This is a genomic window from Rhizobacter sp. P2_G4 (assembly GCF_056403575.1).
In genome coordinates this window covers 100,070-121,227 of record NZ_JBFUFG010000009.1, presented here as the reverse complement: position 1 = coordinate 121,227, position 21,158 = coordinate 100,070, and the positions used below count along the sequence as shown (strand labels likewise).

The 21,158-nt window shown below is 65.6% G+C and carries 18 protein-coding genes; 6 read left to right on the top strand and 12 right to left on the bottom strand.

Annotated features, from left to right (window positions below; genetic code table 11):
• Positions 1 to 9: 9 nt before the first annotated feature.
• The 3 genes from AC1DYS_RS25490 to AC1DYS_RS25480 are packed head-to-tail and all read right to left on the bottom strand — an operon-like array spanning position 10 to position 2,002.
• On the bottom strand, positions 10 to 810 hold the full coding sequence (locus tag AC1DYS_RS25490; RefSeq protein ID WP_477904365.1) for an SDR family NAD(P)-dependent oxidoreductase: 801 nt from the start codon (positions 808 to 810) through the stop codon (positions 10 to 12).
• Between the two features lie 9 nt (positions 811 to 819).
• The gene (locus tag AC1DYS_RS25485; protein ID WP_477904364.1) at positions 820 to 1,449 is read right to left on the bottom strand and encodes a carboxymuconolactone decarboxylase family protein; all 630 of its coding nucleotides are present in this window, start codon (positions 1,447 to 1,449) and stop codon (positions 820 to 822) included.
• 37 nt (positions 1,450 to 1,486) lie between these two features.
• Positions 1,487 to 2,002: a carboxymuconolactone decarboxylase family protein gene (locus AC1DYS_RS25480; protein WP_477904363.1), complete on the bottom strand. Its 516-nt coding sequence runs from the start codon at positions 2,000 to 2,002 to the stop codon at positions 1,487 to 1,489.
• 184 nt (positions 2,003 to 2,186) lie between these two features.
• On the opposite strand from AC1DYS_RS25480, the gene AC1DYS_RS25475 reads away from it, so the two are divergent.
• The 4 genes from AC1DYS_RS25475 to AC1DYS_RS25460 all read left to right on the top strand — a co-directional run bounded on the left by AC1DYS_RS25475 (position 2,187) and on the right by AC1DYS_RS25460 (position 8,897).
• Positions 2,187 to 3,875 (top strand): DUF1302 domain-containing protein, encoded by a 1,689-nt coding sequence (locus AC1DYS_RS25475; protein ID WP_477904362.1) that lies wholly within the window; start codon positions 2,187 to 2,189, stop codon positions 3,873 to 3,875.
• 13 nt (positions 3,876 to 3,888) lie between these two features.
• On the top strand, positions 3,889 to 5,277 hold the full coding sequence (locus AC1DYS_RS25470) for a DUF1329 domain-containing protein (RefSeq protein WP_477904361.1): 1,389 nt from the start codon (positions 3,889 to 3,891) through the stop codon (positions 5,275 to 5,277).
• 86 nt (positions 5,278 to 5,363) lie between these two features.
• Entirely contained in the window at positions 5,364 to 6,398 is a 1,035-nt protein-coding gene (locus AC1DYS_RS25465; RefSeq protein ID WP_477904360.1) for a WD40/YVTN/BNR-like repeat-containing protein, read from the top strand.
• A gap of 12 nt (positions 6,399 to 6,410) precedes the next feature.
• A complete protein-coding gene (locus AC1DYS_RS25460; protein WP_477904359.1) occupies positions 6,411 to 8,897 on the top strand; it encodes an efflux RND transporter permease subunit in 2,487 nt (828 codons plus the stop codon).
• Here AC1DYS_RS25460 and AC1DYS_RS25455 read toward each other — a convergent pair.
• Complete coding sequence (locus AC1DYS_RS25455; RefSeq protein ID WP_477904358.1) at positions 8,788 to 9,948, bottom strand: epoxide hydrolase family protein; 1,161 nt, start codon at positions 9,946 to 9,948, stop codon at positions 8,788 to 8,790. The two genes, AC1DYS_RS25460 and AC1DYS_RS25455, sit on opposite strands and share 110 nt — an antisense overlap.
• 123 nt (positions 9,949 to 10,071) lie before the next feature.
• Here AC1DYS_RS25455 and AC1DYS_RS25450 point away from each other — a divergent pair, with 123 nt between their 5' ends.
• Positions 10,072 to 11,310, top strand: a complete 1,239-nt coding sequence (locus AC1DYS_RS25450) for a cytochrome P450 (RefSeq protein ID WP_477904357.1) — start codon at positions 10,072 to 10,074, stop codon at positions 11,308 to 11,310.
• A 102-nt stretch (positions 11,311 to 11,412) separates the two neighbouring features.
• Here the strand turns inward: AC1DYS_RS25450 and AC1DYS_RS25445 are convergent, their stop codons facing one another.
• The 8 genes from AC1DYS_RS25445 to AC1DYS_RS25410 all read right to left on the bottom strand — a co-directional run bounded on the left by AC1DYS_RS25445 (position 11,413) and on the right by AC1DYS_RS25410 (position 20,150).
• Positions 11,413 to 12,120: an ABC transporter ATP-binding protein gene (locus AC1DYS_RS25445; RefSeq protein WP_477904356.1), complete on the bottom strand. Its 708-nt coding sequence runs from the start codon at positions 12,118 to 12,120 to the stop codon at positions 11,413 to 11,415.
• Positions 12,113 to 12,880 carry an ABC transporter ATP-binding protein gene (locus tag AC1DYS_RS25440; protein ID WP_477904355.1) on the bottom strand — a complete coding sequence of 256 codons (768 nt, stop codon included), beginning with the start codon at positions 12,878 to 12,880 and terminating at the stop codon, positions 12,113 to 12,115. The genes AC1DYS_RS25445 and AC1DYS_RS25440 overlap by 8 nt, the downstream gene beginning before the upstream one ends.
• Positions 12,881 to 12,965: 85 nt before the next feature.
• Positions 12,966 to 13,928: a branched-chain amino acid ABC transporter permease gene (locus AC1DYS_RS25435; RefSeq protein WP_477904354.1), complete on the bottom strand. Its 963-nt coding sequence runs from the start codon at positions 13,926 to 13,928 to the stop codon at positions 12,966 to 12,968.
• On the bottom strand, positions 13,925 to 14,788 hold the full coding sequence (locus tag AC1DYS_RS25430; protein ID WP_477904353.1) for a branched-chain amino acid ABC transporter permease: 864 nt from the start codon (positions 14,786 to 14,788) through the stop codon (positions 13,925 to 13,927). Before AC1DYS_RS25430 ends, AC1DYS_RS25435 begins: the two co-directional genes overlap by 4 nt.
• Positions 14,789 to 14,833: 45 nt before the next feature.
• Positions 14,834 to 15,970 (bottom strand): ABC transporter substrate-binding protein, encoded by a 1,137-nt coding sequence (locus AC1DYS_RS25425; protein ID WP_477904411.1) that lies wholly within the window; start codon positions 15,968 to 15,970, stop codon positions 14,834 to 14,836.
• A gap of 128 nt (positions 15,971 to 16,098) precedes the next feature.
• A complete protein-coding gene (locus AC1DYS_RS25420) occupies positions 16,099 to 17,568 on the bottom strand; it encodes a tannase/feruloyl esterase family alpha/beta hydrolase (protein ID WP_477904352.1) in 1,470 nt (489 codons plus the stop codon).
• Positions 17,569 to 17,781: 213 nt separating this feature from the next.
• On the bottom strand, positions 17,782 to 18,960 hold the full coding sequence (gene pobA, locus AC1DYS_RS25415; RefSeq protein ID WP_477904351.1) for a 4-hydroxybenzoate 3-monooxygenase: 1,179 nt from the start codon (positions 18,958 to 18,960) through the stop codon (positions 17,782 to 17,784).
• Positions 18,961 to 19,136: 176 nt separating this feature from the next.
• The gene (locus tag AC1DYS_RS25410) at positions 19,137 to 20,150 is read right to left on the bottom strand and encodes a LysR family transcriptional regulator (protein ID WP_477904350.1); all 1,014 of its coding nucleotides are present in this window, start codon (positions 20,148 to 20,150) and stop codon (positions 19,137 to 19,139) included.
• Between the two features lie 115 nt (positions 20,151 to 20,265).
• On the opposite strand from AC1DYS_RS25410, the gene AC1DYS_RS25405 reads away from it, so the two are divergent.
• On the top strand, positions 20,266 to 21,153 hold the full coding sequence (locus tag AC1DYS_RS25405) for a helix-turn-helix domain-containing protein (protein ID WP_477904349.1): 888 nt from the start codon (positions 20,266 to 20,268) through the stop codon (positions 21,151 to 21,153).
• Positions 21,154 to 21,158: the final 5 nt, after the last annotated feature.

The following is a 21,158-nucleotide window of genomic DNA, read 5'->3' as shown; positions in this document are numbered from 1 at the left end:
GCAGTCGGCTTACCAGGACGCCTTGGCGTTCATGAAGTCGCTGTAGTAGGGCATGTGGGCAAGCATACCGCCGTCGACCATGATGTCCTGCCCCGTGACGAAGGCGCCATCTTCGCTGGCCAGGAAGGCGACCATCGCGGCCACGTCTTCCGGCAAGCCCAGGCGCGGCGTCAGCGTGTTGCGTTCCATCACCGTCACCATCTCGCCCTGAACGTTCTTCTTGCCACCCTCGGTGCGAATCAGCCCTGGCGAGATCGTGTTGCAGCGGATGCCCTGCTTGCCGTAGATCGTGGCCACGTAGCGCGAGAGCCCGATCACCGCCGCCTTCGACGATCCATACGCAAGGTTCGCCAGATCACCACGGTGCCCCGAGCCTGACGCGGTCATCACGATGGCGCCGCCGCCGGCCGCCAGCATGTGGGGAACAGCATACTTGCAACCCGCCAGGTAGCCGCGCACGTTGACGCGGAAGGTCAGGTCCCAGATCTCGATGTCGATGTCGACCGGGTTGTTGTCTTTCTGGATCACCGCGTTCGACATGATCGCGGCGTTGTTGTGCAGGATGTCGAGCCGGCCGAAGCGGTCCACGGTGGCGGCGACCAGCGCCTGCACCGAGGCCACGTCTCCTGCATCGAACTGCACGGCCAGCGCGGCGTCACCCAGCTCGGCTGCGAGCGCTTGCGCCGCCACGAAGTCGAGATCGCCGATCGCCACCTTGGCGCCTTCGGCCGCGAGGCGCCTGCAAGTCGCTGCGCCGATGCCTGATGCGCCGCCGGTCACGATGGCCACTTTCCCGTCGAGTCGTTTCATGGTTGTCTCCTAGACCAGGGCCGAAACAGGGATGACTTCGCCGCGCACCTGGAATCCCTCGTTCTGGAATTCGTCGATCGCGCGCTGCAGCTCGGCCGAATTGCCGTACACCGGATCGGTCGGATAGAACACGCGCGACGAGGCCGCCTTGCCGGGGTCCACGCCGAGCGTGATGGCCACCTTGCTGCCGGTGGTGATGACCGAGAGCAGCACGATGTCGATGACCTCCTGCTCGGTGTAGAAGCGGCGCGCTTCGTCGAGCACCTCTGGCGTCACCATCTTCGGTGCCGAGGCGATGGCGCTCGTGATGCGCAGTGCCGCCTTGATCTTGTCGGGCAGCGCGCTGGTCTCGAAGCGCGTGAGCTGGTTGACGATGTCTTCGTTGAGCCCCGCCTGCACCGCGATGGCCTGGCGTGCATTCATGCAGTACTCGCACCCCTGGTACTTGGCGTTGAACAGGCGGATGCATTCATGCACCACCGGGTCGAGCAGGATCGAGCCTTCGCTCGCGATCGGAATGCCCGAGAGGCGGGTGAGTTCGATGGGGATCGCGATGCGTGCTGCGGGCGTGGGATCGCCGTTGCCGAGCATCGTGAAGCCAGCGGCCAGTTCAGCAGGAATGCGGGGACTGGTGGACATGGTGTGCCTCCGTTGTGCAGTGGGTTAGAGGGTTGCGTCAGGCGGCCACGGCTTCGACAGCGCGAAAGCCCGTGAGCGTGGCGGGCAATTCGCTGCCCAGGCGGATGCCGAAGGCAACGCAGCTGCGCTGGAACTGGTCCATCACGCTCAGGGCCTTCACGAAGTAGATGAACTCTTCGGCGTCGAGAACGGCCTGCACGCGTGTCACGTCGTCGTCGCCGATGCTGCTCGACTGGATCACGAACAGCTCGGTGAACGCGATGCACTGGCGCTCGCGCTCGGTGAACAGGGGCGATTTGACGTAGCCGCCGAGTGCGTCGATCTTCGCTTCGGTGAGACCGGCCGCAGCTGCTGCCTCGTAGCGCAGGCCGAGCTCGAACTCACTGCCCAACAGCGTGGCCATGCGCAGACGGCAAAGCTCCAGCAACGGCGCGTCGATGCGTGCGATCGACCGGTTGTAGTCGTCCATGAAGACTGCATAGAAGCCCGGGCGCGTGCCCCAGACCTGATCCAGCTCGGTCGGTGCCGGCGGCAAGTTGCGAATGTTCGACATGCGTATCTCCTGTTGAGCACGTCACTTGCGTGACATAACGGTGTAAGGTCGGACCAGTCTAACGGTGTTATGTTTTCCCGTATTTCCCTCGAAAACCCTAGGTTGGGATCGTTGACAAGCGGTTCTCTCGCGGCGCACGATCTACGGCATACATAGATAACTAGGTTCTACAGGAGACAAGCCCGTGACGAATCTCTTCAAGCCAGCCGATGCCTCCCTGAATGCACTCGCGGTGGCTTGCGCCATCGCGGCATCGGCGTCCGCTCATGCCGCGCGCATCGAGACCGGCAACCCCGAACTCGAAGTGCGCCTCGACACCTCGGTCCGCTACAACCTGGGTGTGCGCACCGAGCGCATCGACCCGGCGTTCGGCAACAACCCGAACTACGACGAGACCGACTACAGCGTCAAGCGCGGCGGCCTGGTGATGAACCGGCTCGACCTGCTCTCCGAACTCGACGCCAACTGGAACAACCGCTTCGGTGGCCGGCTCAGCGCGGCCGGCTGGTACGACGCCGCCTTCAAGAACCACGTCGAGACCAACCCGGGCGAGGTGTTCCCCGGCTTGTCGTACTCGTCGATCGGCAGCTACAACAACAACGAGTTCTCGTCATCGGTGAAGCGCTACTACGGCGGGCCGTCGGGTGAGGTGCTCGATGCGTTCGCATTCGCCAACTTCGACCGCGTCAAGCTCAAGGCCGGGCAGATGACGAACTTCTGGGGGGAGTCGCTGTTCACGCAATTCCACGGCATCGCGTATTCGCAGGCTCCGCTCGATGGCCGCAAGGCCACGTCAAGCCCGGGGCTGGGCGCGAAGGAAGTGTTCCTGCCGATTCCGCAGCTCGCCGCGCAGATGCAGCTCACGCCCGAGTTCTCGGTGGCCGCACAGTACGTGCTGCGCTGGAAGCCCAATCGCCTGCCCGACGGCGGCACCTATTTCGGCTCGGCCGACCTGCTGTTCGACGGCCCCGACCGCACCCTCGCCGGCTTCACCCCGACCGGCGCGCCGTTCTTTGTGCCACGCGGCGAACCCGTCGAACCCGACAGCAAGCGCGGCAGCTGGGGCGTTCACGCGCGCTGGAGTCCCGACTGGATGAACGGCGTGGCCGGCATCTACTACCGCAAGTTCGACGAGACGCAGCCGTGGACGGCCGTGTTCCGCCTCGACCCCGCCACCTTCGCACCGGTCGACTACCACCAGGCCTATGCGCGCGGCACCGAGATGTACGCCGCGAGTTACACCACCACGCTCGGTGCGGCGAGCATCGGCACCGAGCTGATCTACCGCAAGAACACCGCCCTCAACAGCACCAGCTTTTTCGCAGCCAGCGGCGACCTCGCTGGGCTTGAAGGTGCACGCGGCAACACGTGGCACGCGGTCGTCAATGCGGTGTACCTGTTGCCGCGCACACCGCTGTGGGAGACAGGCGAGATCCAGGCCGAACTCGTGTACAGCCAACTCGCCAAGGTGACACGCAACGCCGAGGTGTTCAACGGGGTTGGCTATGCCTGCGCAGCGGGCCAAGGCAAGGACCAGGGCTGCTCGACCAAGAGGGTGCTGCTCGGCCAGTTCAACATCGAGCCCCGCTGGCTGCAGGTGCTGCCGGGCCTGGACCTGTCGGCTCCGGCGAGCATCGCCTACGGCCTGCGCGGCAACGGCGCCACGCTCGGCGGCGGCAACGAGGATTCGTACGTCTGGTCGCTCGGCCTGGCGGCCAAGTACCGCGACATCTACAACTTCAGCCTCAAGTACAACGACAGCCACGCTCGCACGAGCAACGACCCGTCAACCGGTTGGGTCGCGACCCAGAACGGCAACGCGGCACAGAACGACCACGGCTGGCTCAACCTCACCTTCCAGGTTTCGTTCTGAAGCGGAGACACACATGCAATCGACGACACGACACCTCACGCCCGCTCTCGTTGCCGCCCTCCTTGCCGCATTGGCAGCGGGCAGCGCCTTGCAGGCACATGCCACGCCTACCGCGGAAGAAGCCAAGCAACTCGGCACGACGCTCACGGCTTTCGGCGCCGAGAAAGCAGGCAACGCGGACGGCAGCATTCCCGCGTACACCGGCGGCCTGTGCTCGGCACCGGCCGGCTACAAACCGCTCGACCCCAATGGCGGGTTCCCGTATGTAGACCCGTTCGCCGCAGAGAAGCCTTTGTTCTCGATCGACGCGAAGAACATGGCGACCTACGCCGACAAGCTGGACGAAGGTGCCAAGCAGCTGCTCAAGCAGTTCCCGACGTATCGCATGGACGTGTATCCCACGCACCGCACGGCGTGCTTCCCGCAATCGGCCTACGACAGCACGATCAAGAACGTGATGTCGCCCAAGCTCGTGGGTGATGCCCCGGGCATCGAAGGCGCGCGCGGGCAGATCCCGTTCCCGATTCCGAAGACGGGCTACGAAGTGATGTGGAACTTTCTGCTGCACTACCGGCAGCCGTATGAGCGCGGTGACTACGAGAACTACTTCGTCGATTCATCCGGCACGCTGACGCGCATCGCGCGCTCGCACATCATCAACCGCTACGACTACTGGGACCCGGCCAATGCGAATCCCCAGTCGTTCTGGGACCTCATCAACGTGATCGACGAACCCGCCGCCAAGGCCGGTGAGGTGCAGATGCGGCTGAACCCGCTGCGCATGGACCAGAAAGACCCGCAGGCCTGGATCTATGTGCCCGGCCAGCGGCGCGTGCGGCTGGCGCCCGAGTTCAAGTACGACACCGTGGCGGCGGCCGTCTCGGGAACGATCGTCTACGACGAGACCAATGGCGGCTTCGACGGCAAGATGGATCGCTTCTACTTCAAGCTCGCCGGCAAGAAGGAGGTGTACATCCCCTACAACAGCTACCGGTTCCACCACGCTGCGGCCGACAAGGTCGCAACCAAGGACTTCATCAATCCCGACGTCGTGCGCTGGGAACTGCACCGCGTGTGGGTCGTCGAGGCGGTGCTCAAGCCAGGCGCGCGCCACATCTACAGCAAGAAGCTGTTCTACATCGACGAAGACAGCTGGGCCATTGCCAACTACGCCGGCATCGACCAGGCCGGCAAGCTGTACCGTTCGGGGCCTTCGTTCACGCATCAGGCCTACGAGATTCCCGCGATACGCAACGAGACCTCGGCGATGTACGACCACTTGAAGGGGCAGTACGTGATCTTCACCAAGGCGGCACCCGGCCAGGCTGGTTTTCGCAAGACGGCGCCGCTGCCGGCGAACTACTTCTCGGTGGACACGATCTCGGCGGCGGGGGTGCGCTAGGCATGCGAACGGCGGAGCCCGCGGCGTCTCACCACCACGCGGTCGCCAGGCGCCGCCTCGTCACGGCTGCAGGCCTTGCTGCACTGTTGCCTGCCACTTTGTCGGGAGCCGCGGCAACCAGCCCTGCCGACCCATTCAAGGACCCGCTCGACCGGCCCGCCGCTCGCACCACGCGGATCACCACCACACCGATCAACGCTCTCGCTCGCACCGGAGGCAGGCTGGTGGCCGCAGGCCTCCGCGGCCACGTGATCGTGTCGGACGACGCCGGCCTCAGCTGGCAGCAGGCGGCGGTGCCGGTCGCGTCCGACCTGACGTCGGTGCTGTTCACCACACCGCAACTCGGCTGGGTGACGGGGCACGATGGCGTGCTCCTGCACAGCGGGGACAGCGGCGCCACCTGGATCAAACGCCTCGATGGGCGCATGACGGCACAGGCACTGACAAAGCACTTTGAAACGCTCGCCTCGAACGGTGACCGCGAAGCCCCTGCCCTGCTCGACGCCGTCAAGCAAAACTATGCCGCAGGCCCGGAACAGGCGCTGCTCGGCGTGGCCTTCACCGACGCGCGCACCGGCTGGGCCTGCGGGTCATTCGGCACGCTGCTCGCCACGCAAGACGGCGGAGAAACCTGGCAGTCGTGGATGGAGCGCATCGACAACCCGAAGCTGCTGCACCTGAATGCCATCGCCCAGATCGGCGGCCAGGTGCTGATCGCGTCCGAGCAGGGAACGGTGTTCCGCCTCGACGCGCAGCGCCAGCGCTTCGTCGCCAGCGCCACCGGCTATGCGGGCAGCTTCTTCGGCTTCATCGGCCGTGATGCCGACGTCATCGCCTACGGCTTGCGCGGCACCGTGTTTCGCTCGCGCGACGGCGGCAACAGCTGGAGCAGGCTGCCCCTCAATCTGAGCGCAGGCCTCAACGGCGGTACCGTGTTAGACGACGGCACGCTCGCCCTCGTGAGCCAGGACGGGCGCGTGCTGCTGAGCAAGGACCGTGGCGACAACTTCAGGCCGCTCGCGGTGCCTCAGCCTGGCCTCTTCACCTCGATTGCGCAGGCATCGGCCGGCAGTGCAGCAGTCGGCGGACTCGCCGGCGTCAACCTGATCGCACTGCGCTAAGAGGGTGTGAACATGAACGCCGACACCCCCGAAGCGATGCCCGTCGTTCGCGACCTCGCCAGCTTCGACCGCAACAGCGGCAGCCGGCTAGAGCGCGTGATCTTCAACCACCGCACGCTGGTGCTGCTGGTGTGCGCGCTGCTCACGCTGCTGCTCGGTTGGCAGGCGCTGAAGCTGCCGGTGAACGCGAGCTTCGAGAAGATGATTCCGCGCTCGCACCCGTACATCCAGAACTACTTCGCACACCGCGATGCGCTGCATGGCATGGGCAGCACGGTGCGCATCGTGGTCGAGAACGCGACGGGCGACATCTTCGACCCCGCCTACCTCGACACGCTGCGCAAGATCAACGATGCGGTGTACTTGATCCCGGGCGTGGACCGCGCATGGATGCGTGGCCTGTGGACCAGCAGCCTGCGCTGGACCGAGGTCACCGAAGAAGGCTTTCGCGGCGGCCCGGTGATGCCCGACCCCTGGGACGGCTCGGCCGCAGCCAAGGAGGCGCTCGAACTCAATATCGCACGCTCCGGCATCGCCGGCAGTTACGTCGGCACCGACATGCGCTCCAGCCTCCTGCTGGTACCGCTGATGGACCAGAACCCCGACACTCGCCAAGCACTCGATTACGCCGAGTTCTCGCGCACGCTGGAGGCCACGCTGCAACCGTTCGAGAGCGCCTCCGTGCGCGTGCACGTGGTCGGCTTCGCCCGCATCGTCGGCGAACTGATCCGCGGGTTGCACCAGGTGATCGGCTTCTTCGCGCTCGCGGTGCTGATCGCAGCCGTGTGCGTGTTCTGGCACACACGCTGCGTGCGCAGCACCGCGCTGCTGGTGGCCTCGGCGCTGCTCGGCGTGCTGTGGTTGCTGGGCGTGCTGCAGTTGCTCGGCAAGGTGCTCGACCCGTATTCGATCCTGGTGCCGTTCCTGATCTTCTCGATCGGCTTGAGCCACGGGGCCCAGAAGATGAACGGGATCATGCAGGACGTCGGCCGCGGCACCCACAAGTACGTGGCGGCGCGCTACACCTTTCGCCGCCTGTTCCTCGCAGGCCTGACCGCCCTGCTCACCAACGTGGTCGGCTTCGCGGTGCTGATGGTGATCGACATCCCGGTGATCCAGGATCTGGCCATCGCCACCAGCCTTGGCGTGGCGATCCTGATCTTCACCAAGCTCGTGCTGGTGCCGGTGGCGCTGTCGTACACCGGCGTGAGCACGCGCGCTGCACAACGCAGCGTGCGGCACGACGCTGCCGGCACAGCCAGCGCGCCATGGCGCTTCTTCGCCAGCTTCACCGGGAGGCGGCGCGCCTCGATCGCCGTCGCAGCGGCCGCGGCGCTCTCGGCCGTGGGCTTCATGACGAGCCTGCACCTGCAGACCGGTGATCTCGACGCCGGTGCGCCCGAGCTGCGCGCCAACTCGCGCTACAACCGCGACGCCGCCTACGTTGCCTCGCACTACCAGCTCTCGAACGATCTGTTCGTCACGCTGCTAGTCACGCCGAAAGACGGCTGCAAGGAGTACGCCACGCTGGTCGAAGCCGACCGCCTGGGCGCACTGCTGCGCCAGGTGCCCGGCGTGCAGACCACCGCGTCGATGGCCGATGGTGTGCGCCAGTACACGGCCGGGCAGTTCGAGGGCAACCCGCGCTGGATGACGCTCTCGCGCAACCCCGGCAACCTGCACCAGGCACGCGACTGGATACTGTCGGACCGGCCCGAACTTGTCGACGGCGCGTGCAGCGTCACGCCTGTCGTGGCCTACCTCGCCGACCACAAAGCCGACACGCTGGCGCGCGTGCTCGCGGCCGTCGAAGGCTTCGCACGCGAGAGCAATGCACCGCAGCGGCAGTTCCTGCCCGCGGCAGGAAGTGCCGGCATCGAGGCAGTGACCAACATCGTCGTGCGCGAGGCCCAGACGCGCATGCTGGTGCTGCTCTACGCGTCGGTGGTGCTGCTGTGCTTCGTGACCTTCCGCAGCTGGCGCGCGGTGCTGGTGGCAGTGATCCCGCTGGTCATCACGTCAGTGCTGTGCGAGGCGCTGATGGTCGTGCTGGGCATCGGCGTGAAGGTGGCGACGCTGCCGGTGGTGGCGCTCGGCGTCGGTGTCGGCGTCGACTACGCGCTGTACCTGCTCAGCGTGCAGCTCCGCCTGCAACGCGCCGGCGTGCCACTGGCCGAGGCTTACCGCCAGGCCTTGCAGTTCACCGGCCGCGTAGTGGCACTGGTGGGCCTGACGCTCGCGGCCGGCGTGGCGACCTGGGCCGCATCACCGATCAAGTTCCAGGCCGACATGGGCGTGCTGCTGACCTTCATGTTCCTCTGGAACATGCTCGGCGCGCTGGTGCTGATCCCGGCGCTGTCGCACTTCCTGTTGCCCACGCCTGCGGCGCTCAGCGCAGATCGCGAAAGAACGCCTGCATCTCTGCCGCAAGCGCCTCAGGTTCCTCCATTGCCGGGAAATGCCCACCCGACTGCATCACGCTCCAGCGCTGCAGATTGACGAAGGTGCGCTCCACACGCGAGCGCGGCGGCCATGGCAGGAACTCTTTGGGAAACAGCGCGCAGGCCGTCGGCACGGTCACACGAGCACCGGCCGGGATGCCGGCACTGTCTTCGTCGACCGTGCCGCGGTACATCCAGATCGAGCTGGCGATGCTGTCGGTGACGAGGTAGATCATCAGCATGGTGATGATTTCGTCAGCGCTGTAGCGCTGCAGCGGGTCGTTGCCGGTGTCCGACCAGCGCTGCAGCTTCTCGACGATCCAGGCGGCGGTACCCACCGGGTTGTCGGCCAATGCGAGGCCGATGGTCTGTGGCCGCGTGTGGTGCACGGCCCAGTACGCCATCTCGCGCTGCTGGTTCTGCTGCATCGCCAGCCCCCACGCGCGTTCGTCGTCGGTCCGCGGCGCCGCCACATCGGCCGCCGACATCACGCACAAGTTCAGATGGATACCCGCCACTTGAGCTGGCTGATCGAGCGCCAGCCAGGTGGCAACCGCGCTGCCCATGTCGCCACCCTGCACGCCGTAGCGAGCATGGCCGAGCACCTCGTGCATCAGCGTGTGAAGCACTCGCGAGACGCGGTGCAAGCCCATCGGCGAGGCCGGGGCGGACGAGAAGCCGAAGCCCGGAAGCGAAGGAATGACGACGTCGCAGCCGTCCTGCGGGTCGCCGCCGTAGCGCTCGGGGAAGCATAGGCGCTCAACCAGCTTGTCGTACTCGAAGAACGAACCCGGCCAGCCATGCACCAGCAGCAGCGGCAAGCGGCCGGAACCCGACCCACGCACGTGAACGAAGTGGATGTCGAGCGAGTCGATGCGGGCGACGAACTGAGGCCATCGATTGAGGTGCTGATGCGCTGCCGGCCAGTCATAAGCCGTCGTCCAGTGCGCGACGAGCCGGCGCAGCCAGGCCAGGTTGGTCCCATGGCGCCAATCGCCATCGCCCTCCCCGGCGGGAATCGCCGGCCATCGCATGTCGGCCAGCTGGGCGAGGATGCGCTCGACGCGCCACGGCGCAACCTCGATGCGGAACGGAGTCGGTTGGGTCATGCCATGTCATCCCTGAAAAGCGTGAGCCCTGCAGCAGCCGTACAGGGGTTAACGCGATTCTCGCCAAGATGACCAACATAGTAAACTAGGTAAACGATGATACCGGACCATCGGAGAACCGCCATGACAGCCTCTTCTCTTCCCGCGTTCACATTCGATCCGCTGAGCCCGCAGGCGCTCGAGAACCCAGGGGCGGCCTACTCCGAGCTGCGCGAGCGATGCCCCTTCCATCATCACCGCAGCGAGACGCACGACTTCTACGTCACCAGCCGCTACGACGAGATCCGGCAGCAGGTGCTGGCAGACAACCCGGTGTGGTCGTTCAAGTTCGGCAACGCGGCCAAAGACACGATGAGCGACGTCGGCTTCGTCACCGACCAGCCCTTCCACAAGGCCTTTCGGGCCGTGCTGCAGCCGGGGTTCTCGCCGCGCGCGATCCAGGGCTACACGGCCGACGTCGAAGCCATCGGCAACGGCCTGATCGACGCGATGCTGACCCATGGCGAAGGCGACTTCCAGGCCGAGTTCGCGTTGCCGCTGCCCGCCAAGGTGATGTGCCTGATGCTGGGCCTGCCGCAGGAGAACTACCTCACCTACAAGCGCTGGTCGAACGAGCTGCAGGCCATGCTGTTCCACGACCACAGCCCCGGCTCGCAGGAAGAAGTGCTGCGCGAAATCCTGCCGTACTTCAGCGCACAGATCGCGGAGCGGCGGCAGCGGCTCGCCGATGCCGGCATCGAGCAACCTAGCATCGAACACCTCGGCACCGTGCTCCCCAACGACTACATCTCGCGCTGCGTCGTATCGCAAGTGGAGAACCGGCCGCTCAGTGAGGCCGAAATCCTGAACGTCTGCCTCGCCTTCCTGACCGGCGGCCAGGAGACCACCACGAACCTGATCGGCAACCTGGTGTGGCGGCTGCTCGAAGTGCCGGCACGCTGGGAGACCTTGAAGGCCGACCCCGGCCTGATCGAGACCGCCATCGAGGAAAGCCTGCGTCACGACCCGCCGGTGCTCGCGCACTTCCGCACCAGCCTGTGCCCGGTGAGCATGCACGGCCACGAGCTGCCCGAGCACAGCAAGCTGATGTTCAATATCACCGGCGCGAACCGCGACCCCGGCAAGTTCGAAGACCCCGAAGCGTTCCGGCTCGATCGCCCCTTGGCCGAGGCGCGGCAGCACCTGTCCTTCGGCAGCGGCGGCCACTTCTGCCTCGGTGCACCCATCGCGCGGCTGGAGGCAAAGATCGCGATGCGCCTGCTGACCGAGCGCCTGCCCGCCCTGCGCCTGGCCGGGCAGACCGAGCGCATCCACACCTGGATGTACTGGGGGCGCGAGAAGTTGCCGGTTGCCTGGGCCTGAGCTTGCGGTCGGCTGAGCGGGCGGCGCGCCAGTGCGGACGGATGAAGGCTTGAAGACCGAGAGGGGCGGGCCTCAAGGTTGGCCACGCGGCGATCGTCGAATTCAAAGTCTCGCGACGGCGAGCCAGCGATCGAGCCGATCGCGGTCGGCCATCAGCTCCGCGCTCGCGCCTTCATGCACCACGCTGCCGCGGTCCAGCACCACCGCGCGCTGCGTGATCGGCAGGATCATGCGCGGGTTCTGCTCGACGATGATCGCGCTCATGCCCTCGTCGCGCACCACACGCGCGATCGAGCGCAGCAGCTCCTCGACGATGATCGGCGCGAGACCCTCGAGTGGCTCGTCGAGCAGCAGCAGCTTCGGGTTCAGCACCAGTGCGCGTGCCACCGCGAGCATCTGCTGCTCGCCACCCGAGAGCTGGTTGCCCATGTTGGACTTGCGCTCGGCCAGGCGCGGGAACATCTCGTAGGCGCGCGCCACCGTCCACGGCCCGGGCCTCGCGACTGCGGTGAGGTTCTCGTGCACCGTCAGCGACTTGAAGATGTTGCGCTCCTGCGGCACCCAGCCGATGCCAGCGGCGGCACGCTCGTGCGGCGCAAGCGTCGTGATGTCCGCCCCGGCAAGCGTGATGCGCCCGGCGTGCCGACGCGTCACGCCGACCAGCGTGTTCAGGAGCGTCGTCTTGCCGGTGCCATTGCGCCCGAGCAGCGCAAGTGACTGGCCCTGCTCGAGCATGAGGCTGATGCCCTGCACGATGACCGCTTCGCCATAGCCGGACTTGAGCCCGTCGAGCTTCAAGAGCTCAGCCATGCGCGTGCCCTTCCGCCGACTCGCCCAGGTACACCGCCTTCACGCGAGGGTCGTTCGAGATTGTCTGCACGTCGCCCTCGGCGAACACTGCGCCGTTGACCAACACAGTCACGCTCTTCGCGAAGTTGAAGACCAGGTCCATATCGTGTTCGATCAGCAATACCGACACTTCGGGCGGCAGTGCGTTGATGATGTCGAAGATCTCCTGGCGCTCGCCTTCGGGCACGCCGGCGACCGGTTCGTCGAGCAGCAGTACGCGCGGCTCGCAGGCGAGCGCGGTCGCGATCTCGAGCAGCCGGCGCTTGCCGTAGGCGAGGTGCTTGACCTGCTGATCGGCCACGTCATCGAGGTGAAACTGCTTCAGCAGGGTGTCGCAGCGCGGCGCCACACGTGTGTCGGTGCCGAGCCGCTTCCACCATTGCGCCGAGATGCCGAGCTGCGCCGAGACGCTGAGCGCGAGCGACTGCAGCGGCGTCAGCTCACCGAACAGCTGGTTGATCTGGAAGGTGCGCACAACGCCGCGGCGCACGCGCTGGTGCGGGGTGAGCTGGGTGATGTCAGCCCCGTCCAACCAGATCGAGCCGGCCGTCGGCTCGATCACGCCAGTCAGCAGGTTGATCAGCGTGGTCTTGCCGGCGCCGTTCGGGCCGATCAGCGCGCGCCGGGCGCCCTTCTCCACCTGGATCGAGACGTCGTTGGTCGGCGTGATGCCGCCGAAGCGCTTCAGCAGGCCGCGGGTTTCGAGGACGGTATCGCTCATCGCTTCGCGCCCGAGCGCCGGGCCGCCCCAAGCCGGGCGCAACCCCCACGGGGGGTCGATCGTTGTACTCGACGAGTGGGGGGCATCAGTTTCTCCAGGTTCGTGGCCGGATCAGCCGCTCGCGGCCGACGAGCACGAGGACAACAAGGAACACGCCGAGCCAGAAGTTCCAGTACTGCGGCGTCCAGGCCGAGACCAGGTCGTGCAGCAGCTTGAACACGATCGCGCCGATGATGCCGCCGTACAGGTAACCCGTGCCCCCGATGACGAGCACCAGCAACACCTCGGCGCTGCGGTGAAAGTCGAACACGTCGAGCGACGCGAAGCCGCTGGTCTGGGCGAGAAGTGCGCCGGCCGCGCCGGCGATCCCCCCGGCGACCGTGTACACCGTGATCAGCCGCGCGTTGACCGACAGCCCGATGCTCGCTGCGCGCAGCCGGTTGTCTCGCAGGGCCTGCAGTGAGTATCCGAACGGCGAGTGCACCAGGCGGCGCCCAACGAGCAGGCAGACGATCAGCACGAAGAGCGTGTAGGCATACCCGACACGACCGGCGATGTCGAAGTCGAAGCGGCCGAACGGCGTCAGCAGCGGGCCCATCACGACGCCTTGCAACCCGTCGGCCCCGCCGGTCAACCAGTCGAGCTTGTTAGCGAGCTCGTAGAGGATGGAGGCGACCCCGAGCGTGACCATCAGTCGCGTCAGATCGGTGCCGCGCAGGATCAGCACGCTGGTCACTGCGCCGAGCAGCGCCGCCAGCGTGATCGCGACCATCATGCCGACCCAGGGGTCGGGCATCACGAGCTTGGCGAACAGCGCCGCCGCGTACGCGCCGAAGCCGAAGAACGCCGCGTGGCCGAGCGAGACGATGCCCGAGTAGCCAAGGATCAGGTCGAGCGAGAGCGCAAACAGCGCGAGGATCGCGATCTCGTTGAGCAGCAGCGCATGGCCGGGCAGCAGCAGCCACGACAGCAGCAGTGCGCCAAGCAGCGCGAACTCCCACCAGCGCCAGCGCGCGGCGTGTTTCAGTCGATCGGCAGCGGTCATCATTTGCCGCCCCCCGCTCGCACGAACAGCCCCTGCGGCCTCACCAGCAAGATCAGGATCATCAATGTGTAGACGATGAACCCGCCGAGCTTGGGTGCGTAGTACTTGCCGAACACGTCGGCGATGCCCAGCAGCAGCGCGGCCAGCAGCGGGCCGGTCAGGGTGGTCGTACCACCCACAGCACAGACCACCAAGAAGTGGATCATGAACTTCAGCGGAAACGTCGGGTCCAGTCCGACCAGCTCGGTACCCAGCGCACCGCCGAGCCCGGCCAGCCCAGAGCCGACGGCAAAGGTCGCGATGAAGATCCGGCCGACGTTCAAGCCGAGCCCGCTTGCGACGCGTGGGTCGTCCACAGACGCCCGCAATTGGCTTCCGAACCGGGTGCGCGACAGCACGCATTGCAACCCGATCGCAAGCAGCGCACACACGACGATGATGAACAAGCGATATTTGCCAATGCCGACCCATTCGATGTCGAAGCGACCCTGCAGCCAGACGGGCAGCGTGATGTTCTGCTGCATCGAGCCAACAAGGTAGTCAGCGCTGGTCACCGACATAAACACGAGACCGATCGAGAACAGCACCTGGTCGAGGTGCGGCTTGCGATACAGCCTTCGGTACAAGAGCGGCTCCAGCACGGCGCCGATCAGTGCCGCGCCGACAAAAGCAAGCGGCAGGCAGGCCAGGAATGGCACGCCGAGTCGGTTCATCGCGAGCACGGTGATGTAGCCACCGGCCATCGCGAACGCGCCGTGCGCGAGGTTGATGAAGTTCATCAGGCCCAGCGTCACCGCAAGGCCGACCGCGAGCACGTACAGCAGCATGCCGTAGGCAATGCCATCAAAAAGCAGGGTGAGCATGTGCGAGCTACCTCTCTGCCGAGAGGCAGCCTCTTCTCGTCGTCATCACTTCGACTTGCCCGGATCCTTCACGGCCCTGATCACGTCGAACTCGACGTTGTACAAGCCGTTGTTCATCGCCGGCACGCGCTCGACCTTGCGGATGTAGACATCCTGCACGATGTCGCGCGTCTGGCCGTCGATCAGCACCGGACCTCGCGGGCTCTCGAACACCTGGCCCTTCATCGCGTTGAGCAGCTTCTCGCCGCCTTCGCCCTTGGTGGCTTCGAGCGCCTTGTAGATGACGCGCATGCCGTCGTATCCGCCGACGGCCATGAAATTCGGGCGCATGCCCTTGTTCGCGGCCTGGAAGGCCTCGGCGAACTTCTTGTTCGTCGCGGACGGGTGCGCGGCCGAGTAGTGGTGCGAGGTGACAACCCCGAGCGCCACGTCACCCATGTCGTTCAACTGGTCGTCGTCGGTGACGTCGCCGGTGGCGATGAGCTTGACGCCGCTCTTGTCGAGGCCACGCTCGGTGAACTGCTTCATGAAGGATGCGCCCTGCCCCGAAGGCAGGAACACGAACAGCGCGTCGGGCTTGGTGTCGATGACGCGTTGCAGTACTGGCGCGAAATCGGGCGCCTTCAGCGGCGTGCGCAGCTTGTCGAGGATCTGCCCGCCGTCGAGGCGGAACTGGCTGTCGAAGAACTTCTCGGCGTCGAAGCCGGGGCCGTAGTCGGCCACCAGCGTGACAGCCTTCTTGATCTTGTTCTTCGCGGCCCAGTCGGCGAGCGCGACCGTCACCTGCGGCAAGGTAAAGCTGGTGCGCACGATATACGGCGAGGCCTCGGTGATGCTGCTCGTAGCGGCGGCCATCACGACCAGTGGCGTCTTGCTCTGCGTCGCCAGCGGCGCGGTGGCGAGCGCAGTCGGCGTGATGCCGAAGCCGGCGATCACCGCGACCTTGTCGTTGACGATCAGCTCTTGCGCGATGCGCTTGGTCGCATCGGGCACGGCGCCGTCGTCCTTCAGGATGACCTCGACGGTGCGGCCTGCAACCTTGTTGCCGTTCTGCGCCATCCAGAGCTTCACGGCCGCATCGATCTGCCGGCCTGTCGAAGCCGACTGGCCGGTCATCGGCAGGATGAGGCCGATCTTGATCGGCCCCGTGTCTGCGGCAAGAACCATTGCGCCGCTTGTCATCGCGAGAGCGGCCAGGATGGCCTGCCCGACGAGTCGTCTTGTGCTGCTCAAACTACTTCTCCATATCGAATGAATCAAATGCAGCGCGCTGGTGCTGCCAGCGCGCTTGTGCCGCTTCGACCCTGCAATCAGGGCGCTTCGCAACTGAAGCTGGCGGCGTCGTCCGTATTGCCGTTGCCTTTGTACTTCGCCACCTTCGGGTAGACGCACAGGGGCCGGGTGCGAAGCACAGCCTGGGTCGGATCGTCGCCCGTGTACTTGGTCGCGACGATCTGGTCCGGCGCGGCACCCTCCTTGACCCACTTGACGAGCGCCTTGAAGGCGTCGTGGTCGGCATCGGCTTTCGGAACTCCGTCCTGGCCGAACGCGTTAGGCCCGTCGCCACCGCTGCAGTGGCCCATGCCGGGCACCATGAAGAGCCGCGCGAAGGTATTGACCGCGGCTGCACCGCCCAGCTTCGAGTTCATCGCCTCGTAGTACTGCGTCGTGCCCTCCGGCATGATCAGCGGGTCGGCCCATCCGTGATAGTTGATCAACTTCCCGCCATGCGCCTTGAAGGCGGCGAGATCCGGGTCGTCAGTGCCGAGGACCGGGCCGACCATGGCAACGGTCTTGTCGAAGAACGCCCCATAGTTCGCGTAGGTCAGGGTCGTCCAGTCCCAGTTGGGATCGAGGTAGACGAAGTACTTGGCCTGCTCGGTCGCCGCAGCGAACGGAACCGCGCCCGCCATCGGGATCGTCGTCGCGCCGCGTTCGGTGCCGGGCCACAGTTGCACGCCGGATGCGTTGCGCGCGCCGCCCCAGATCTTCTGCATCACGCCCGCCTCGGCTCTGGTCAGGCAGGTGTCGTCGGCCTGGGTGCAGGTGTCCTTCGTGATCGCTGTGTCGCCGACCGGGTTGTAGGTGCACTGGCGCGGATCGTTCAGCAGCCCGTCGGTGACACCGTCTGCCATGTCGCATGACGCGATCGCGGCATTGGTCGCGAGCGTTTGCTTGGCAGCCGACAGCACGTAGCCGAGGTCTTGTCGCATCACGACCTGGGGCCAGATCTGCTGCGCCTGGAAGCGATCCCAATGGATGGCCGGGGCGCCGGCCAGGATCCCGTCGTAGTCCTCGGGATAGCGCTGCGCCATCATCATCCCCTGGCGGCCGCCAGTCGAGCAGCCATACCAGAACGACGTGTTCGGTTCTTGCCCGTAGAAGACGCGCGCCAGCTGCTTGCCGACCACCGCCATCAGGTGCTCGGAGCGAAACGCGAAGTCCTCCTGAAGCGCCACGTTGGCAACGCCCGGCGACAGCATTCCAAATGCGCCGCTGAGGAAAAAGCCCGAGTGGCCGGTGTCGGTCTGCACGCCGATGTAGCCTGCTGCAGCGGCAGCGGTTTCAGCGGCCACGGAGCCGGCGAACACGCCTCCGCCTTGGGAACGCAGATCGCCGTTCCACGCCCCGCCCATCGGCAGCGTGACCCAGATGTTGACGGCCTGCGCGACGACCACCTTGACCAGACAGTACGACACTGAACCGATCGTTCCCGGCACCGCGTCGAGGATGGTCGTCGGCGCATCGGTACTGAGCACTGCTGCGCCCACACCCGTCATGGAGCAGGCCTTGATCTCGCTGATGCTGACCGGCGTAGGGGTTGGCGTGGGCGCTGGGGCGGGGGCCGGCGGCAAAGCCGGCGCATCGCTTCCTCCGCCACAAGCTGCGGCACTCAACACGAGCGTCAGTGCGGCAGCAACTTTGAACTTGTTCTGCAGGGTTATGGATATCACGGCGTTGTCTCCTTCTGTTGGCTAGCGATTTGTTCGGGATCAGAGCGGCAGGCCGACGTAGTTCTCGGCCAGCGCAGTGGAGGCCGCGCGGGATCCGACCAGGTACGCCAACTCGGCGTGTTGCAGTCGATATCCGAACGTGCCTGCCTCGGGGAAACGGTGCATCAGTGAGGTGAACCACCACGAGAAGCGCACCGCCTTCCACACCCGCGACAGGCAGCGCGCCGAGTACTGATTCAGACCCGCACTGTCGCCTTCGAGGTAGTACTCCGCGAGGCCTCGCGCCAGGTAGCCGACATCGGTCGCGGCGAGGTTCAATCCCTTGGCGCCGGTGGGCGGCACGATGTGTGCCGCATCGCCGGCAAGGAAGAGCCGGCCGAACCGCATCGGCTCCGCCACGAAACTGCGCAAGGGCGCGATGCTCTTTTCGATCGATGGCCCGGTCGTGATGGTCGCCGCGATCTCAGCAGGGAGGCGGCGCCGAAGCTCGTCCCAGAAGGCATCGTCGCTCCACTGATCGATGTGGTCATCGAGCGAGCATTGGACGTAGTAGCGGCTTCGCGTCCTGCTGCGTTGGCTGCACAGGGCAAACCCACGTTCGTGGTTGGCGTAGATCAGCTCCGGCCCGACCGGCGGCACGTCCGCCAGCACGCCCAGCCAGCCGAACGGGTAGACCTTTTCGTGCGTAGCGATCGCTTCGGGCGGCACGCTTGCGCGGCAGACGCCGTGGTAGCCGTCGCAGCCGGCAATGAAGTCGCAGGCGAGCTCGTGGACGACCCCGTTCTTCACGTACCGCACCACAGGGTGCTCGCCGTCGAAGTCCTTGATCTCGACGTCTGCAGCTTCGTAGTCGGTGATCAGGTTCCCGGCAGCGCGCGACTGCATGAGGTCATGGGTCACCTCCGTCTGGCCATAGACGGTGACATGCTTTCCAGTGAGCGCCTGGAAATCGATGCGATGCAGTCCGCCGTCGAACGACAGTTCGATGCCGTCATGCGTCAGACCATCCTTGAGGCAACGGTCAGCAACGCCGGCTTCGCGAAGCAGGTCGACGGTGGTCTGCTCGAGGACACCGGCCCGGATACGGCCCTGGACATATTCCGCGCTTCTTTGCTCGACGATGACTGCGTCGATGTCATGGCGCGCGAGCAGCGCGCCCAAAAGCAATCCGGCCGGTCCGGCCCCAACGATCGCCACTTTTGTTCGTCTACGCACCAAGAGAAAACTCCGCTTCACTTTGCATGGTGCGAAGTCTCGCGAGTGGGCGCAGGTCCAACAAGTCGATCCGGCCGATGGCAATCATCAGGAAAGCAAATACACCTTGCGCTCCCCTCGCAAGACGGTGCGCGCGGAGTATCCGGCGCTAAGGGAAAACCTGATCACGCCAGAGAAGGTCACCACTCATCCGTCGACTCGTTGAAGAGATCGCTGACAACTTTGCGGATCCAGATGTTGCGTGCGTCCTTGTGGACTTTGCGGTGCCAGTGCTGGCGCAGTTCGATGCGCGGCGACGCAAACGGCGGCTCCATCGACTTGAGCCCGAAGGCGGCCCTGCCGTATTCGATGCCCAGCGCGTGCGGAACCGTGGCCACCATGTCGGACTGCGCGATGAGGCGGCGAACGCTCAGGAAGTGCGGCGTGTAGACGGCAACGCGGCGCTCCAGCCCCTGAGCCTCCAGGTGGCTCTCGAAGATCTCCTGGCTGCGCCCTTCGGATTGAACGACGACGTGCTGAAGCTTCAGGAAGTCACCCATCGTCAGCGCGGATCCCTGAATCGGATGGTCCGCTCGCAGCAGACAAACGAAGTGGTGCATGAAGAGCCGCTGCTGGAAGAAGTCGCCCTTCTTCAAGTCGGGGAAGTACCCCACGGCCAAGTCGACGTCGCCGTCTTCAAGTGCCTGCGCGAGATGCGCTGGGCGCATGCTGACCGAGCGCACGGGCGTGTCGGGCGACGCGACCGCAATGGCCTTGACGATGCGCGGCAGGAACACGATCTCCCCGACGTCGGACATGGCGAAGGTGAACGGCCGATGCCTGCGCGACGGTTCGAATCTCACTTCCGGCCGCAGCTTCTCGTCGACCTGACGAAGGAGCTCTCGGGCTGCGCTGGCGACTTCCGCGCCGCGCGGTGTTGGAGACATCCCGTCCGCCGATCGAACGAACAGGGGATCTTCGAAGTGAACGCGCAACTTGCCGAGCGCCGCGCTCACGGTCGGCTGGCTGACCCCGAGCTTGACCGCAGCCTGTGTCACGCTGCCACTGTCCAGCAGGGTCACCACCACGGAGAGTAGATTCAGATCGAGCTTGTTCTCTGACGACAACCGACGCCTCCGGGCCACTGCAGATTCCAGTCGGCAAACTACGCGATCCACGACATCGGGTATTTCAACGAATTGCTCGATTTGCACGGGATTGCGGAGGGAAGTCCCTCGCGAACCGGGAGGTTGACGCATCAGCCGCGCTAATATCGATGCGACCATGGCACCCCCTGCAGTTCAACCTTCGTCGCTCGAGCCGCGGCACATGTCGTGGCTGCGCGGCACCACCGGACAGCCCGAGCCCTCGTTGCTGCACGAGTCGCAAACCGCAGCCTGGGCCGGCTTTCGGCTGGGCATCTTTGAAGCGACCTCCAAGGAAGTGACAGGTCAGCGCGGCGAGCACGCGGCCCTGGCCATGATCTTGCGGGGACGCACTCGCGCGCGCATCGTCAGCCATGACGACGATTGCGACTTCAGTCCTGGTTCTGATTCGGTCGGTCTCTTCGCGCCCCACCTGGACATACGCTGGACTCGCTGGGACTGCGAACCGGGTTCACAGCGCTTGATGATCGAGCTGGACTTTGCGGATCTCACCCGTGCCGGTGATCTCGATGCGATGGTGGCGCCGCAGCGGCGTGTGTTGCGGCAGGATCTCACGATGCGCGACGGTCAGCTCGCGGCGCTGATGCGGCTCATCGCCGACGAAGTGCGCCTCGGCAGTCCGCACGGTTCGCTCTACGCGAGCTCGTTGAGCCTGGGCCTGGCCGCGCACCTGTTCAGCGAAAAGGGAGTGTCTGGGCGCGCATCCATGCGTGAGCGCGGCCTGCTGACGGCGTCGCAGAAGTCCCGCGTTCTCGATGTCATACAGCAGCGGTTGGCTGAAGACGTTGGCCTGGACGACCTGGCGACGGCGGCCGGTGTCAGTCGGTTCCATTTCCTTCGGCTGTTCAAGAACAGTCTCGGAATCACGCCACACCGTTTCATCATGGATCAGCGGCTCGCCGCCGCGCGCAAGTTGTTGGCGGACACCGATCAACGGCTCACAGACATTGCCGCGAGCACAGGGTTTTCAAGCCAGAGTCATCTTTGCACGACGATGCGAAGACGATTGGGCGTGACACCCAAGCACTGGCGGCGGCCCACGCAGGGGTAGTTCCG